Source organism: Pseudarthrobacter sp. MDT1-40-2 (assembly GCF_059383595.1).
Window position 1 is genome coordinate 292088 of the sequence record NZ_JBWZCL010000002.1, and the last position, 16091, is coordinate 308178.

Sequence of the window (16091 nt, forward strand, 5' to 3'; positions counted from 1 at the left end):
CGAATAAAGCCCCCGTACCGATCCCTGATTCCTCACGAACCCCGCACGGCGGCCCGAGCCGCCGCGGCCGTCCTACTGACCGCCGCCGTGGCCGTGTCCACAGCAGTACTTCCCGTCCAAGCAGCGCCCGGCCCCAAAGGTCCGGGATCGGCGTCGGCCCTCCATTCGCTTCGCGCACCGGTGACGGACGAAAACTTCTACTTCGTCATGGCGGACCGCTTCAGCAACGGCGACGCAGCCAATGACGACGGCGGACTCGGTACCGACCCCATGGTCTCCGGCTTCGACCCGACCCGGAAGGGCTTCTACAACGGCGGTGACCTGGCAGGACTGCTGGACAAAATCGACTACATCCAGGGCTTGGGCACCACGTCCATTTGGCTGACCCCAAGCTTCAAAAACAAGGCGGTTCAGCCGGAGGACAATTCGGCGGGCTACCACGGGTACTGGATCACCGACTTCACCCAGATCGATCCCCACCTGGGTACCAACGACGAACTGAAGGCCCTGATCGACGAGGCCCATGCGCGCGGCATGAAGGTGTACTTCGACATCATCACCAACCACACAGCCGACGTGATTGGCTATGAGGAAGGCGCCCGCAAGGCCTACGTGTCCAAGGACGAGGTGCCCTACAAGACGGCGGACGGCGTTGAGTTCGATGACCGCGACTTTGCCGGCTCGCCCGACTTCCCGGCGCTGGATCCGGCTACGTCCTTCCCCTATACGCCTGTGCTGGACCCGGCCGAAGAAGACCTTAAGGTGCCGGCCTGGCTGAACGATCCCACGCTCTATCACAACCGCGGTGACACCACCTTTGCGGGCGAAGACGCCTACTACGGTGATTTCTTCGGCCTGGACGATCTTTTCACCGAGCACCCCACCGTGGTGGAGGGCATGAAGGACATCTACAAGACATGGATCGGCGACTTCGGCGTTGACGGCTTCCGGATCGACACCATGAAGCACGTCAACAATGAGTTCTGGCAGGACTTCGGCCCGGAGGTCCTCAGCTACGCCCACGAACAGGGCAAGGACGAGTTCTTTATGTTCGGCGAGGTTTTTGACACCACCAAGAGCTTCACCTCGCAGTTCACCACCCGCAGCAAGATGCAGGCTGTGCTGGACTTCCCCTTCCAGGAAGCAGCCCGCAACTTCGCCTCCAGGAGCCAGGACACCCGGTCGCTGGAAACGTTTTTCGCCGGCGACGACTGGTACACGGACGCCGATTCCAACGTCTACCAGCTGCCCACTTTCCTGGGCAACCACGACATGGGCCGCATTGGCAGCTTCATCGCGGCAGACAATCCCGGAGCCACGGACGCCGAGCAGCTGGCACGTGACCAACTGGCGCACGAACTGATGTACTTCTCCCGCGGCAATCCGGTGATCTACTACGGCGACGAGCAGGGCTTCACGGGTCCCGGCGGGGACCAGGATGCGCGCCAGACACTGTTCGCCAGCCAGGTTCCGGAGTACCTTGACGACGACCTGCTGGGTACCGACGCCACACATGCCACAGACAACTTCCGCCAGGACCACCCGCTGTACGCCAAGATCAGCGCGCTTTCGGCCCTCACAAAGGAACACCCGGCCCTTCGCGACGGCGCCCACCAGCACCGCTATGCGTCGGACGGCGCCGGCATCTATGCCTTCTCCCGCACCGACGCGAAGGACCAGCGCGAGTACGTGGTGGCCCTGAACAACAGTGAGGAGCCGCAGACCGCCCAGGTGCCGACGTATGTCGCAAAGCGCAACTACACCTTGGTCTATGGCGATTCCGGGGCTGCCGCTGCAGAAGTAAAAACGTCGGCCGCCGGCACCCTTGCCGTCACGGTCCCGCCGCTTTCGGCTGTGGTGTACAAGTCCTCTGGCCGTCTTCCGCACTCCAAGCAGGCGCCCGCCGTCGTACTCCAGGATCCTGCCCCGGCAGCCGGCGACAACGGCCGCCTGAAAGTGACTGCCGACGTCGCCGGTACTTCGTTCTACGAGGTCACCTTTGAGGCCAGGACGGCGGGAGGCGCGTGGGAACCGATCGGTACCGACGACACCGCGCCCTACCAGGTGTTCCATGACGTCGCCGCGCTCGACGCCGGCACTGCCGTTGAGTACCGCGCAACGGTGCTGGACAACGGCGGCCATACGTCCGTCAGCCAGCCGCGCACGGGAGCAGTTCCGGCACCGGTCCTGACGATGCAGACTCCGGCGGAGGGCAGCAGCGTAGAAGGCTCCGTCACCGTCAGTGCCACGGCTGATCCGGAAAAGGCCAGCCATGTGGTGTCCTTCGAGCGCAGTGTGGACGGCGGCGAATGGACGGCCATTGGCTCCGACGATTCGTCTCCGGTGTATTCGGTGACCGATGACCTCACACCCCTGGCACTGGATGACGGCACGCAGGTACAGTACCGGGCCCTGATGAGCGGTACCGGATTCAGTGTGGTGAGCGAACCACGCACGGTAGTGGTGGGCGAGGCGCCGCAGCCCGACTCGGTCACTGTCGCCGGCGATCTGAACGTCCTGATGGGCTGTCCGGAATGGGATCCGTCCTGCCCGCAGGCCATGATGGTGCTGGATCCCGCAGACAAGATCTGGCGGCTCACGGTTGACCTGCCCGCAGGCCAATACCGGTACAAGGCTGCGCTGAACGGCGACTGGGAAGAGAACTACGGCGCCGGCGGCGAGTTCGACGGGGACAATATTGTGCTGGACCATCCCGGCGGGCCCGTCACGTTCCGCTACGACCACAGCACGCACGTTCTCGACGTGGTCTATGCATCCCAGCAGCCGCAGTCCGTGACTGTCGCAGGCAGCCTGAACTCGGAAATGGGTTGCGACGCGGACTGGCTGCCGGACTGCGCGGCGGCCCACCTTTCGCTTGATCCCACCTATCTTGTGTGGAAAAAGACGGTGGATCTGCCGGCGGGCTCATACGAGTTCAAGGCCGCGCTGAACGATTCCTGGAGGGAGAACTACGGTGCCGGCGGCGTGGCCAACGGCGGCAACGTCCAGTTGGTCCACGACGGCGGGCCGGTCACCTTCCGGTATGACCACTTCACGCACCTGATCACGGCCCACTGACCGCGAGCCCTGGTCCCGTCCCAACTAAGTAGCAGTAGTTGCCCTTTAGAAGCCTCTAACCGGTAACAAGTGCTACTTAGTTGGGGGCGGGTCAGGTGGGTGTCCGGAGGGACTTTTCGACGGCGGCCAGCAAGCGGTTGAAGCGGGCGTTGCCTGGCAGCTTATCCAGTGAGACCGCTTTTCCGTCTGCATCGGCCAGCGGCACCTGCCAGTTCGGGTAAAGCGCCTCCGTGGTGCCCGGCTGGTTTTGGACCCGCCGCTCCCCTACTGCATCCACCAGTGCAACACCCAGCAGTACCGACGGCGTCTGGGCGAGCAAAAGGTGCAGGGCCTCGATGGTGCGCTCCTCGGTGCCGCCCAGGTCGCTGATGGAACCTTTACCTTCCAGCTGGGCCGGCAACAGGCCCCGCTCTTTGAGCAGGTCCATCATCTTCGCCAGGGTGGCGTCATGGTCAGTTCTCTCGTCCGCCTCGGACCGCTTCAGGAGCCCCAGCCTGCTGCGCAGAGATACATGTTCCCCGGCAAGATAGCCGGCGGTAGGCGGAAGGTCGTGGGTGTTGACGCTGGCAAGTGCCTGCACCCGGTACTTTTCCGGCGGGAGAGGAGATTCGCCGTCGTATTCGAACCAGAGGATCGAGGTGCCCAGAATGCCGCGGCTGGCAAGATAATCCTGCACCCAGGGTTCGAAGAGGCCAAGATCCTCGCCGATCACCACCGCCCCGGCGCGGTGGGCCTCCAACGCCAGCACACCAATCAGCGCGTGGTGGTCGTACCGGACGTAGGCACCGTCTGCGGGGCTGCTGCCGGCTGGAATCCACCAAAGGCGGAACAGTCCCAGGATGTGGTCCACCCGGATGCCGCCGGCATGGCGCAGCACTGTTCCCAGCATGTCGCGGAATGGCCGGTAGCCGGCTTCTGCGAGCCGTTCCGGGTGCCATGGCGGTTGGCCCCAGTCCTGGCCTTGCTGGTTAAACATGTCCGGCGGGGCGCCAACACTGGCCCCGGGGGTGAGAACACCCCGCAGCGTCCAGGCATCGGCACTGCTGTGATCCACTCCCACGGCCAGATCGTGAACAACTCCCAGCCGCATCCCGGAACGCCTGGCTGCACGCTGGGCGTCTTCCAGCTGCTCATCACAAATCCACTGCAGCCAGCGGTGAAAGTCGATGCGGCCTGCCAGCTTTGCCCGCTTGGCCTCCGCCCGCTTGGTGCCAACAGCGGACTCCGCATCCTGCCAAAAGTCCTCGCCGGGTCCGGTCTTCTCCCGGATCGAGGACCAGAGGGCAAAATCGTCCAGTCCCTTGCCGGTTTCGGCGCAGAACTTGTCCAGGGCTTCCTGCCGCGCAGCCGAACGCTTAACCCTGAAGACCAGTTCCAAGGCCTCCAGTTTTGCCTCGAAAGCCTTGTTACGGTCCAGCCTGTCGGCATCTGCGTTGAGTTTTTTCACCTGCTTGAGAAGCTGGTCCACCACGGCGCGCTTCTTCGGTTTGAGGTAGGCAAACTCAGGAATGGCTTCAACCCGGATGTACAGCGGGTTGAAGAAACGCCGCGAGGACGGCGAGTAAGGAGAGGGCTGGAGCGGCGGAACCGGCTCCGCGGCGTGCAGCGGATTGACCAGGACATAATCCGCGCCACGGCTGCCGCTGATCGCCGCCAGATCGGCCAGGTCCGCGAAATCGCCGATTCCCCAGGATCGCTTGGACCTCACCGAGTACAGCTGCGCCGCGAGCCCCCAGCCGCGGCGTTCACGCAGCGGCTGGGCGGTCTGAAGGCGGGTCGGAACAACGATCAACGCCCCGCTGGCCGTGAGGTCATCCGAGGAGGCGCGCAGCGTGTGATAGCCAAGAGGCAGATCCGCGGGTACTTCGAACGTCGCGCGTCCCACGAGCTGGCCATCGACGTCGGCTGGCAGCACCCACACGTCCTGCTGTTCGGCGTCGTACACTTCCCCGTCCTCACGCTCGATCGTGAGGCGGGCGGGCCTGCCATGCGGGACGTGGACCGGAACCGTGGCGGATTCGCCCTCGGTCACGACGACGGTGGGCGGCACCATCCGTCGCCAGGGCGCCAGTTCGGCGTCGCGGAGGGCCTTTTCGATGAGTTCCTCAGTATCTGCCTGGACGCCCAAGGCTGCCAGGACCTTCACCAGGGTTTGGTCCTCCACTTTGTGCACCACATCGCCCCAGCCGAGGAAGGAGGTACCCACGCCGTGGGCAGCGGCAAGCTGCTGGAGCGGCGTCTTGGGCTCGTCCGGTTCCACGGGGCCGGGGGCTTCCGCTTCATCCGGTGCAGGAAGTTCTGCCGTCGTTGCCGTGGGAAGGGTTTCCTGCTGGTCCGGGGTGTTCATGGACGTCCGCCTCGTCTTGATGTGCCAGAACTTACGCTGCTGCCTGGCGCATGCTGATCAGCATCCGCGCAAACCTTTGGTCCGATTATTGCAGGGCAGACAGGCATTTCCTCAACGCTGCGGTACGACTGCGCAGGCGTACCGCAATGAACACCGTCCGACGGCGCAAACCCAGTGGGAATCCTGTGACCCTCTCCACCGTTAAGACTTATGAACAACCCGTCTGTAAAGGAACCGAATGAGCAGGAAGTTTGAGTCAGTAGAAGACGACGCCGGCAAGGTCACCCGCTACGTCCGGCACCCGAATGGTGGGGGGCTGGTCGCGCCCGGAGCCGCCGTCGCCGATAACGTGCGGATCGGTTCCATGACCTATGTGGAGCCCGGCGCCAGTATCGGTTCCGGAGCCCGGATCGGCCGGGGCAGCTGGATTGACCGCGGCGCCAGGATTGGCGATCGCGTGGTCATTGGTGACGCGGTGCATGTTGGCCACGGAACAGCTATTGGCAACCGCGTCCATATCGGCAGCCACGCCCGGATCGGCTCCGGTGCCGTCATTGGCCACGGCGCCCTTGTGCATGCAGACACGATCGTGCCTGATGGTGCCCGGATCATGGCCGAGCCGGAGCGCGGCCGCCCTGCCCGCGGCAAGCGCCACCCCACGCGCAAGCAGCACGGCCTGGCCGCCTAGCGGGGGCCTGGTCTCAGCATCCGCCACGCCCGCCAACGAGTTCAAATGATGGCGTTAGCGCGGGGCGGTCCGGCCCGGGCGCAGAAGGTGGTTTGCGCCCCACACCGCCAGCAAAAGGCCAACCAGGAGCAACCCTGCGTTGCCCAGATCGATCGAACCCAGCCAGGTGGTGAGCGGATCCTCCAGCACGAATGCCGCATTGGCGAAGCCGCCCAGCGTGATCACGGCGATGAACAGGGCGGACACGGCTGAGATCCCGGTAACTACAGCGTTAAAGCCAAGCTTCCGCAGCGGATCGTCCAGCGCAGAGCGGTACATCCGCATCATGGCCACGCCGTTGAGGGAATCGCACAGGGTCATCGCAGCGGTGAAGGCGAGGGGCAGCGCGAGCAATGCCAGCGGAGACACCCCGGCGAGCGAGGCCGCCGTCGTCATCACCAGCAGCCCGATCGTTGTGGCAGTATCAAACCCCAGCCCGAACAGGAACCCGATCACGTAAATGTTCCGCGGCCGCCGCACCCGGGACAGCGGCCTGGCCAGCAGCCGCGCCACCAGCCCCTTCGTCTCCAGATCGTCGACGGCGATGCTCCCGCCGCCGCGCGCACTCCGATACACGCCGGCCGCACGCATAAAGGCGGAACCGTTGTAGAGGCCCATCGCCAGCAGGAACACCCCGGAAACACCGCTGCCGATCAGCCCCAACACCAGGTTTCCCGCGGTTCCGTCCTCCATGAACTGCCCCACCACGGACGCACCGGCAATGACCAGCACGCCCGCCAGGATCACCACCGAACTGTGCCCCAGGCTGAAGGCGAACCCCACACTGACCGGGTCCTGCCGCTGCGCCACAAACTTGCGCGTGGAGTTGTCGATCGCAGCCAGATGATCCCAGTCATAGCTGTGCTTCACACCGGCCAGGTACGCAGTGAGCACCAGTCCCAGCACTATCGGTTCGCCACCTGGAATCGAAATGCCGGCTGGGGTCCCACCGGACATCCCCAGGAGGAAAAGTATGACGGCGGCACCGTGGAGTGCGGCCACCGCCCCGAAGGTAAACAGCAACCGCGTCCGGAAGGGCAGGTGCTCCCGGCGGTGGTAGAACGAGGCGAACGCCGTCAAGGTCGTCATCAGTACTTCCTCAGGTTCAGGGGCTGTTGCCCGTACCAGCGATTTCGAAGATAGCCCGTGCAGGCGCCCAGCAGGCGGTTCAGCTCCCCAGTGCTGTTGGACAACGCCCGGAGGACCAATCCGGTGGTGCCGGCCAGGGGACGCGTCAGCGAGATTCCGGTATGGGCGCCGTGTCCGGCGGCCACGTGGTGGAGTTCATCGGCGAGCGCTTGGTCCACGCGGGGATCAACCACCAGAAGTGATCCCAAATGGGTGTAGCCCTCCATAAAGCCCATTCCGGTCACGTCCGCCGAGGGTGGCCGGATCAGCACGTTGTCCAGGGCCAGGAGTTCGCCTCCGTGCCCGGCGCCTATCCGGATCTCAGTCCTCAGCCGCAGCTCCTCGTAACGGAACGATGCCCCATCCGGGGACCAACCGGGCGTCACCACATCGGCTACCACCAGGCTGGACGTCGGACTCATGGTGATGTGCGTGTGCTGCCGGTAGCTGGCCTCGCGGTAGGCAATAAGCTGGTCCGGCAATAGTTCCATTCGCGCCGCCTCCCCCAGCCGCACAGTCATCCGCTGCTCAGCAAAGGATCCAGGAGTCCGGTAGACCTTCGTGGCGGACTGCGTCGTCAGCAACAGATCAGCCCCTGCTTTAACCTCCACATCGAGTAAGTAAAGGTCAGCGCCCAGGTAAGCTCCACCGGGATTCACCATGACATAACAAACCTGCCCGCTGTCATCCAGGTAATGCGGCCGCAACACTCTCAGTGCGCCCTGATGAAACTGCTGCGAAGCGACGGACCGTCCGTTGCCGTCGCCAATCACCAGGTTGAGAACTCCGCGGGGTTCCGGTGATTGAGCCTGTCGAAATCCGCCTGGTGATTGAGCCTGTCGAAATCCCCGGGTCTCGACAGGCTCGATCACCGGCATCGTGATCATGAGGCGAGGTCGAGCATCAGGACATCGCGGCGCACCCACTCGATCACGCCGTCGAGGCCCTCATCTGTTTTGAGGTTGGTGAAGCAGAACGGTTTGGCGCCGCGGAATTCGCGGGAGTCGCGCTCCATGACGGAGAGATCCGCGCCAACATGCGGGGCCAGATCCGTCTTGTTGATGATGAACAGGTCCGACTTGATCATGCCCTGGCCGGCTTTGCGCGGGATTTTTTCGCCTTGGGCCACGTCGATGATGTAGATGGAGAAGTCCACCAGTTCGGGGCTGAAGGTGGCGGAAAGGTTGTCGCCGCCGGATTCCACAAAGATGACCTGCAGGTCCGGATGCCGTGCCTTCAGCTCCTCGATAGCTGCGGTGTTCATCGAAGTATCCTCGCGGATGGCGGTGTGCGGGCAGCCACCCGTTTCGACGCCGATGATCCGGTCCTCCGGCAGGATCCCGTTGGCGGCCAGGATCTTCGCGTCCTCGATGGTGTAAATGTCGTTGGTGATGGCGGCCATGGAGATTTCAGTACTCATGTGCCGGGTGAGCCGCTCCACCAGCTGCGTCTTCCCGGCTCCGACGGGCCCGCCGATGCCGATTTTGATGGGTTCAGACATGTTTCCTCCTTGATTCCGTAAACAGTCAGCTCATGAACATGCGGGCGCGTTGGCGTTCGTGCCGCATCTGTGAAATTTCCAGCCCCGGGCTGATGGCACCGAAGTCATCCGGCGTGAGGTGCGGGACCTGTTCGACGGCGGCAACGACGTCGTCGGCCGCTTTCCGCAGCAGCCGCTGCCCTGCGTTCTGGCCCAGCGGGATGGCCCGCACCGCGTTCTGCGTCAGGGAGGTGACGGCGGCAAAAAGGTACGCGGACAGCGCCTCGGCCAGCGGCACGCCCAGGGAGCGCGCGACGACGGCGAACGCCAGCGGCTGGTGCCCTGCGGCCCTGCCCGTGGTCACCATCTCCCGGTACAGTGCCAGCGCCGGTGACGGGAAGACGTCCTGGCCGATCTCGAGCAGCCGGGTGCCCATCTTGATACTGGCCTCGCGGACCTGGCGTGGCAGCAGTTGAGCCGTGAGCTGGGCGTCGAGTTCGCCAACGGGTACTCCTTCATAGGAAAAACGGATGGCCAGGCCGTCCGAATAGGTCAGTTGTTGCGTCACAAACGCCGAGAGCCACGTCCCAAAAGAGGCCTCGTCGTGGACCAGCCCGCGCTCGATATACCCCTCGAAGCCCAGCGAATGCGCGAAGGCCCCGGTAGGCAGTGCGGAATCGGTGAGCTGCTGCAGGGCCAGCTGGTAGCTAGTGGCTGTGTTCGGCATGGCGGAAGGGGACAGGCATTACGCGGTCCTGCCGTTCATAAGGGGCGCCAACGTGTTTGAGGTAGTCCTCCACGGTGTGGTCGTACTGGCACACCATCACCTCGGCGCCGTACTCGGAGGAGGCATCGAAGAACTGCGCCTGCAGGTGCCGGTTGCCCAGCGAATGCGCCACTACACCCATTTCGTAAACGGATCTCGGCGCGATGACCAGGACGTCTGTGGGCAACACTGACACCACAATCATGTTGCTCTCGGCTACGTGCAGGATGTCGCCGTCGCGCAGGTCCCCGGCAGTGGAGGGCAGCCTGATGCCGAGCTCCTTGCCGTGATCCGTGGTGACCCGTTGGATACGTTTGACCAGCTGGGAGCTGGGCAGCACTACTTTCTCTTTGTGGTGCCTTGTCAGGGCGGCAGTCTCGGCGGCGGGCAGTTCGTGGAGGTTGCCCAGAATCTTCTCAATAATCACAGTGGCTCCTAAAAGAGGAAGTAGCGCTGCGCCATGGGCAGCTCGTCCGAGGGCTCACAGGTGACGTCCTCGCCGTCGACAGTTACCTGGTAGGTTTCCGGATCCACCTGAATGTCCGGGGTGGCACCGTTGTACTTGAGGTCCGCCTTGGTCAGCGTCCGGATGCCGGAGACCGGCCGGATCACTTTCTGCAGGCCCAGCTCTTCAGGTACACCGGCGTCGATCGCGGCCTGCGACAGGAACGTGATGGACGACTGTTGCAGCGCCTTGCCGAACGTGGCGAACATGGGGCGCATGGTGCGCGGCTGCGGCGTCGGGATGGAGGCGTTGGCGTCCCCCATGAGGGCGTAGGCGATTTGGCCGCCCTTGAGAACCAGCTCGGGCTTGACCCCGAAGAACGCCGGGTCCCACAGCACCAGGTCCGCGAACTTACCCACCTCCACGGAGCCGACGGAGTCCGCCATGCCCTGCGCGATCGCCGGGTTGATGGTGTATTTGGCCACGTAGCGTTTGAGCCGGAAGTTGTCGCTGTCCGCGGAACCATGAGCCGCGCCTGCCGGATCATGGAGCACCCCGCGCTGCTTCTTCATCTTGTCCGCCACCTGCCAGGTACGCGTGATGACCTCACCTACACGGCCCATGGCTTGGGAATCGGAGGACGTGATGGAGAAGATACCCATGTCCTGCAGTACGTCCTCCGCGGCGATGGTCTCGGCCCGGATCCGCGAATCGGCGAAGGCCACATCCTCGGGGATGTCCGGGTTGAGGTGGTGGCAGACCATCAGCATGTCCAGGTGTTCTTCGATGGTGTTGCGCGTGTACGGCAGCGTGGGGTTGGTGGACGCCGGCAGCACGTTGGGCAGCCCGGCAATTTTGATGATGTCCGGGGCATGGCCGCCACCGGCGCCTTCGGTGTGGAAGGTGTGGATCACCCGGCCGTCGATCGCGGCGATAGTGTCCTCCACAAACCCGCACTCGTTCAGGGTGTCGGTATGGATGGCCACCTGGACGTCGTATTCATCGGCCACCTTCAGCGAATTGTCGATCGCCGCCGTCGTTGTTCCCCAGTCCTCATGGACTTTGAGCCCCACGGCACCGGCGCGGATCTGCTCGGCAAGGGGCTCCACGGCGGACGCGTGGCCTTTGCCCAGCAGACCGATGTTGACGGGCAGCCCTTCAGCCGCCTGCAGCATCCGGTGGATGTGCCATGCGCCGGGGGTGACGGTGGTGGCTTTGGTGCCCTCCGCCGGGCCGGTGCCGCCGCCCACCATGGTGGTGACGCCGCTGGTCAACGCCGTGGGCACCTGGTCCGGGGAGATGAAGTGGATGTGGGTGTCGATCCCGCCGGCGGTGAGGATTTTCCGCTCGCCGGCGATAATCTCCGTGCCGGCGCCGATCACAATGTCCACGCCGTCCATGATTTGCGGGTTGCCGGCCTTACCGATCGCGAAGATGTGGCCGTCGCGAAGGGCAACGTCCGCCTTATAAATGCCGGTGTAATCCAGGATCACAACGTTGGTGATCACGGTGTCCGGCACATCGGGAGCGCTACCTTCGCCATTACGGGTCAGCTGGCCGTTCTGGCCCATCCCGTCCCGGATCACCTTGCCGCCGCCAAACACCACTTCCTCGCCGTAGACAGTGAGGTCCTTCTCGATTTCCAGGAACAGTCCGGTGTCCGCCAGCCGGATGGCATCGCCCGTGGTGGGCCCGTAGAGATCGGCGTATTGTCTGCGCGGCAAGTCGAAGCTCATGGCCGGCTCCCCTCTGTGGTGGTGAGGTCCGGCATGGCGTTGGGCTGTCGGCGGGTGCCGCCGTCGAGCTTTCCGTTCACAGCATTGCTGAGTCCATACACCTCACGGCTGCCGGCAAGCTCCACCAGTTGAACCGTGCGGGAGTCGCCCGGCTCAAAGCGGGCTGCAGTGCCGGCGGGGATGTCCAGGCGACGGCCAAAGGCCGCATCCCGGTCAAACTCAAGTGCATTATTGGCCTCGGCGAAGTGATAGTGCGAACCAACCTGGATGGGCCGGTCGCCGCGGTTGACCACCTCTACGGCGATGGCTTCACGGCCGGTATTGCAGGCAACGGGCTCCGGGCGGAGCCGGTATTCTCCGGGAATCATGTGGCTCCTAGCGGATAGGATCGTGGACGGTGACCAGTTTGGTGCCATCCGGGAAGGTGGCTTCGATCTGGACGTCGTGGATCATTTCCGGCACGCCTTCCATCACGTCGTTCCGGGTGAGGAGGGTGGTTCCGTAGCTCATCAGTTCGGCGACGGTACGGCCATCGCGGGCGCCTTCGATGAGTTCGTAGCTGATGATCGCTACCGACTCCGGAAAGTTCAGCTTCAGCCCGCGGGCCTGGCGGCGGCGGGCGAGGTCAGCTGCCACCACAATCATGAGCTTTTCCTGCTCACGGGGCATCAGATGCATGCGGATCCCTTCAACGTCCTGCCGGAGATGGCGTGGGATCAGCGTAGGGGCCGCACGTTTCAGGGGCGTTTCGGGAATGTCTCCGGCAGAGTCCTCCCAACCCAACTAAGTAGCACTTGTTGCCCTTTACCGGGCTTCAAAGGGCAACAAGTGCTACTTAGTTGGGAGAGGATGAGGGGCGGCGCGGGCGCGGGCGGGTTATTTCTTTGCGGACTACTTCTTCGCGGCCTTGGCTGCTGCCTTCGCTGCCTGCTTGCTGGCCCGGACCTTGGCCAGCGATTCGGAGTCCACGATGTCCGCGACGGAGAGGTAGGAGCCTTCTTCGCCGTAATGCCCTGCAGCTTCGCGCCAGCCCGGGGCCTTGAGCCCGCACTGCTTGCCCAGCAGGGCGAGGAAGATTCTGGCTTTCTGGTCTCCGAAACCGGGCAGTTGCTTCAGCCGGCGCAGTACCTCGGGCCCGTCCGGTTCTCCCTGGGTCCAGATGGCTGAGGCGTCGCCGCCCCAGTCCCCCTCAACGGTTGCCGCGAGCGCTTGGACCCTGGCGGCCATCGAGCCGGGAAAGCGGTGGACGGCCGGACTCTGCTTGAAGACCCCAAGGAATTCCTGCGGATCGTAGGCAGCGATGGCCGAGGGGTCCAGCGTTCCGATTCTGTCCTGAATTTTCTGCGGCCCGGCGAAGGCGGACTCCATGGTGACTTGCTGGTCCAGCAGCATGCCGGTCAGGAGCGCAAAAGGATCCGAACCCAGCACGGCGTCTGCGTCCGGGCTCCCAGTGATGTGCAGTTCCACGTTTTACCCTCCAAGGGCATTCTGGATGGTGGTCACCAGCTGATAACCGCCAAGCACAACAAACAGGACGGCAGTGATTACCAAAGCGGTGTTGGTGTGCCAGCGGTTGCGCCATGCTACGGGGACACCGTACTTTTCCAGGTTCAGCAGCGGCAACAGCGTGATGGCGAGGAACGGCATGAACAGAGCGCCCAGGACGCCGTAGGCGAGGACCAAGCCGATCGGCTCATCCAGCATCAGCAACAGCATGGAGGGGAAGGTCAGCCAGATCAGGTAGAAGCGGAAGTATTTTCCTTTGAGCCTGGCATCCGCATGGTCCGAGCCCTTGCCCCGGGTGTTGGCCCAGAAGTCCGCGAACATCAGGGAGACGCCGTTCCACACGCCCAGGATGGAGGAGAAAGCGGCGGCGAAGAAGCCCCATAGGAAGGCGATGCCGATGACGTCTCCATAACGGTCCTGCAGCACGCCGGTCAGGTCCAGCAGGCCCTTGTCGCCAGCCGAGATGCTGACGCCTGCCACCTGCACCACTTCCACGCCCACAATCAGCATGGAGATGACGAAAATACCCGTCATGACATAAGCCATGGTGTTGTCGATGCGCATGACCCGCATCCAGCCCGGGGTGATCCAGCCTTTTTCGCGCAGCCAGTAGCCGTATGCGGCCAGGGTGATGGTGCCGCCCACCCCACCAGCCAGGGCCAGGGTGTAGAAGAGTCCGCCGTCCGGGATCATCGGGATGAGTCCGGTGAACATGGCGGGGATGTTAGGGGCAGCGATCACGGCCAGCCCCACGATGGTGATAAACATCAGGCCGACCAGAACCGCGGTGATCTTCTCGAACACGGCGTACCTGTTGAACCACACCATGACGAAGCCTGCAAGCCCGGTGCCGATGGCAAAGACCCACAGCGGAACCGCCGGAAAAAGCGCGGCCAATGGCAATGCGCTCGATGACATGGCCGAAGCACCGTACACAATGCCCCAGATCATGATGTAGGGCCCGAAGTACCAGACGGGCCACCGGCCAAGAGAACGCCAGCCCTGGAAAATTGTCTTGCCGGTGGTCAGGGAGTAGCGCCCTGCGCCTTCAACCAGGACGATTTTCAGCAGGATACCCAGGATGACTGCCCACAGAAGCATGTATCCGTACCGGGAACCAGCAGCCAGCGTTGCTACCATGTCCGCCGCGCCCACACCGGTAGCTGCCACCACAAGCCCGGGGCCGATGATCTTCCATTTGTGGAGGCGGGCCCGCTCCTCAGAGTCGGCGTGCGCAGTTGTTTCTGCCATGGGAACCTTTCGGTGCGACCGGCCCCGCTTCGCGGCCCGGCATTGGGTGACGTAAGCAAATGTTAGCGCGTCACCTTGCCCGGGACTGTCGAAGTCCTGGTCAGGCAGGTCCTCGAGCGCCTTCAGGACGTCGCCGTCCGCTCCGGACTCCTTGGCTTTGTCCAGCAGAGCCGCCTTGCTGGCGGGATATTCAATCCCGCTCAGGAACTTATGCACTTCATGTTCGTCGCCCTTGGCGGCCCTGGTAGGAAATGAAAGCTACCAATTCCCCGACTCTGTCCTCCGGATAACTGCGTGCAATATCAGCCTGGGAGACGATCCCGACGAGGTCGTGGCCGTCAATAACCGGGAGGCGGCGTACCTGGTACTCCTGCATGGTGCGGATGGCTTCTTCCACCGAATCGTCGGCTCCCACGGTGACGGGCTTGCCCTGGGCGAAGTCTCCTGCTGAATGGGCTTGTGGATTGCCGCCGTCGGCGATGCACTTGATCATGATGTCCCGGACCGGCCCGGTTCTTCAGCTGCAGCCCACTTTCAGGCTAGTGCTGGCTACTGCCGTGGGCAAGGATGGCGCAATAGGTACTACCCGTTCCGGCTCAGGGGGCCGAGCTGCGGATTAGCAGAGTGTAGTCCGCCTCGATGTGGACGCCATCAGGCGAGGTTTCCTTGCCATCTATCCGGTCCAGGAGGAGCCGCAGGGACCGTTGGGCGATCTCTTCCATCCCGGGGCTCACCGTAGTCAGGGACGGCGAGGCATAACTCGCTTCATCGATGTTGTCGAAGCCGGCCACGGTCACATCCTCGGGCACCTTCACGCTGCGGACCAGCAACTCGTGCATCGCGCCAAGCGCCACCGCATCGTTGAGGCCAAAAACAGCATCGAACTCGATGCCCCGGGACTGGAGGGAAGCAACTGCTGACGCGCCGCCGTCGCGCCGCCACTGGCACTGCACCACCAGCGCGGGATCAAAGGGAACGCCGGCTTCGGCCAGCGCTGCCCGGTAGCCGTTCAGCCGCAAACCGGGGCTTCCGGCGTCGTCTGTTGCTTCGGCACCGAGGACGGCTATCCGACGGCGGCCTCCCGCGAGCAGGTGGGCGGTGACAGCGCGGGCGGCTGCATGGTTCTTCATGGTGACCAGGTCCAGGCGCGGATCCAGGACATGTTCGCCGAGCAGGACCAGTGGCTTGCTGCCGCGCCGGGCAATGATGGTCTCCGGATCCAGGGTAAGGGGGGTGAACAGCAGGCCGTCGGTGAGTTGGCGGAATGGCCCCTGGAGGGCGGCGAGCTCGTTGCCCGCACCGGCATTGGACTGCTCAACCAGCACCCGGTAGCCCGCCTCCGAGGCAACAACCATCAGCCGCGATGCGAGCTCGGCGTAGTACGGGACGGAAAGGTCCGAGAGCACCAGGCCCAACATCCGGGTCTTGCCGGAGCGTAAGCTGCGGGCTGTCAGGTTTGCTTCATAGCCCAGTTCCTTTATGGCCTTCTGGACTTTTGCCTTGGTGGAATCGCTGATGAATTCGTAGTCGTTGAGAACGTTGGAGACGGTCTTCAGGGAGACGCCGGCCGCCCGGGCAACATCATGCATGGTGACGGCCATGAGGGGTCCTTACTCGCGGAGTGTTT

General features: G+C 63.8%; 15 protein-coding genes. 2 read left to right on the plus strand and 13 right to left on the minus strand.

Going from position 1 to position 16091, the window contains the following annotated elements:
- Positions 1–24: 24 nt before the first annotated feature.
- On the plus strand, positions 25–3078 hold the full coding sequence (locus AC50X5_RS07555) for an alpha-amylase family glycosyl hydrolase (RefSeq protein ID WP_494976063.1): 3054 nt from the start codon (positions 25–27) through the stop codon (positions 3076–3078).
- A 91-nt stretch (positions 3079–3169) separates the two neighbouring features.
- Here AC50X5_RS07555 and malQ read toward each other — a convergent pair whose 3' ends face one another.
- Complete coding sequence (gene malQ, locus AC50X5_RS07560; protein WP_494975488.1) at positions 3170–5425, minus strand: 4-alpha-glucanotransferase; 2256 nt, start codon at positions 5423–5425, stop codon at positions 3170–3172.
- Positions 5426–5663: 238 nt separating this feature from the next.
- Between malQ and AC50X5_RS07565 the strand changes: the two genes are divergently transcribed.
- A complete protein-coding gene (locus tag AC50X5_RS07565; RefSeq protein WP_494975489.1) occupies positions 5664–6113 on the plus strand; it encodes a transferase in 450 nt (149 codons plus the stop codon).
- A 54-nt stretch (positions 6114–6167) separates the two neighbouring features.
- Here AC50X5_RS07565 and AC50X5_RS07570 read toward each other — a convergent pair whose 3' ends face one another.
- From AC50X5_RS07570 to AC50X5_RS07625, 12 genes are all read right to left on the minus strand, one after another.
- Positions 6168–7241, minus strand: a complete 1074-nt coding sequence (locus tag AC50X5_RS07570) for a HoxN/HupN/NixA family nickel/cobalt transporter (protein WP_494975490.1) — start codon at positions 7239–7241, stop codon at positions 6168–6170.
- A complete protein-coding gene (locus AC50X5_RS07575; RefSeq protein ID WP_494975491.1) occupies positions 7241–8167 on the minus strand; it encodes an urease accessory protein UreD in 927 nt (308 codons plus the stop codon). Before AC50X5_RS07575 ends, AC50X5_RS07570 begins: the two co-directional genes overlap by 1 nt.
- A complete protein-coding gene (ureG, locus tag AC50X5_RS07580; RefSeq protein ID WP_494975492.1) occupies positions 8164–8781 on the minus strand; it encodes an urease accessory protein UreG in 618 nt (205 codons plus the stop codon). Before ureG ends, AC50X5_RS07575 begins: the two co-directional genes overlap by 4 nt.
- A gap of 25 nt (positions 8782–8806) precedes the next feature.
- A complete protein-coding gene (locus AC50X5_RS07585; RefSeq protein ID WP_494975493.1) occupies positions 8807–9487 on the minus strand; it encodes an urease accessory protein UreF in 681 nt (226 codons plus the stop codon).
- Entirely contained in the window at positions 9468–9953 is a 486-nt protein-coding gene (ureE, locus tag AC50X5_RS07590; protein WP_494975494.1) for an urease accessory protein UreE, read from the minus strand. The genes AC50X5_RS07585 and ureE overlap by 20 nt, the downstream gene beginning before the upstream one ends.
- Positions 9954–9961: 8 nt before the next feature.
- Positions 9962–11707, minus strand: a complete 1746-nt coding sequence (gene ureC / locus AC50X5_RS07595) for an urease subunit alpha (protein ID WP_494975495.1) — start codon at positions 11705–11707, stop codon at positions 9962–9964.
- On the minus strand, positions 11704–12075 hold the full coding sequence (locus AC50X5_RS07600) for an urease subunit beta (RefSeq protein ID WP_494975496.1): 372 nt from the start codon (positions 12073–12075) through the stop codon (positions 11704–11706). The genes ureC and AC50X5_RS07600 overlap by 4 nt, the downstream gene beginning before the upstream one ends.
- A gap of 7 nt (positions 12076–12082) precedes the next feature.
- Positions 12083–12385, minus strand: coding sequence for an urease subunit gamma (locus AC50X5_RS07605; RefSeq protein WP_463936458.1), 303 nt, complete (start codon positions 12383–12385; stop codon positions 12083–12085).
- Between the two features lie 213 nt (positions 12386–12598).
- Positions 12599–13174: an HhH-GPD-type base excision DNA repair protein gene (locus AC50X5_RS07610; protein ID WP_494975497.1), complete on the minus strand. Its 576-nt coding sequence runs from the start codon at positions 13172–13174 to the stop codon at positions 12599–12601.
- Positions 13175–13177: 3 nt separating this feature from the next.
- A complete protein-coding gene (locus AC50X5_RS07615; RefSeq protein WP_494975498.1) occupies positions 13178–14680 on the minus strand; it encodes an Nramp family divalent metal transporter in 1503 nt (500 codons plus the stop codon).
- Between the two features lies 1 nt (position 14681).
- Positions 14682–14957: a CBS domain-containing protein gene (locus AC50X5_RS07620; RefSeq protein WP_494975499.1), complete on the minus strand. Its 276-nt coding sequence runs from the start codon at positions 14955–14957 to the stop codon at positions 14682–14684.
- Between the two features lie 103 nt (positions 14958–15060).
- On the minus strand, positions 15061–16065 hold the full coding sequence (locus tag AC50X5_RS07625; RefSeq protein WP_494975500.1) for a LacI family DNA-binding transcriptional regulator: 1005 nt from the start codon (positions 16063–16065) through the stop codon (positions 15061–15063).
- Positions 16066–16091: the final 26 nt, after the last annotated feature.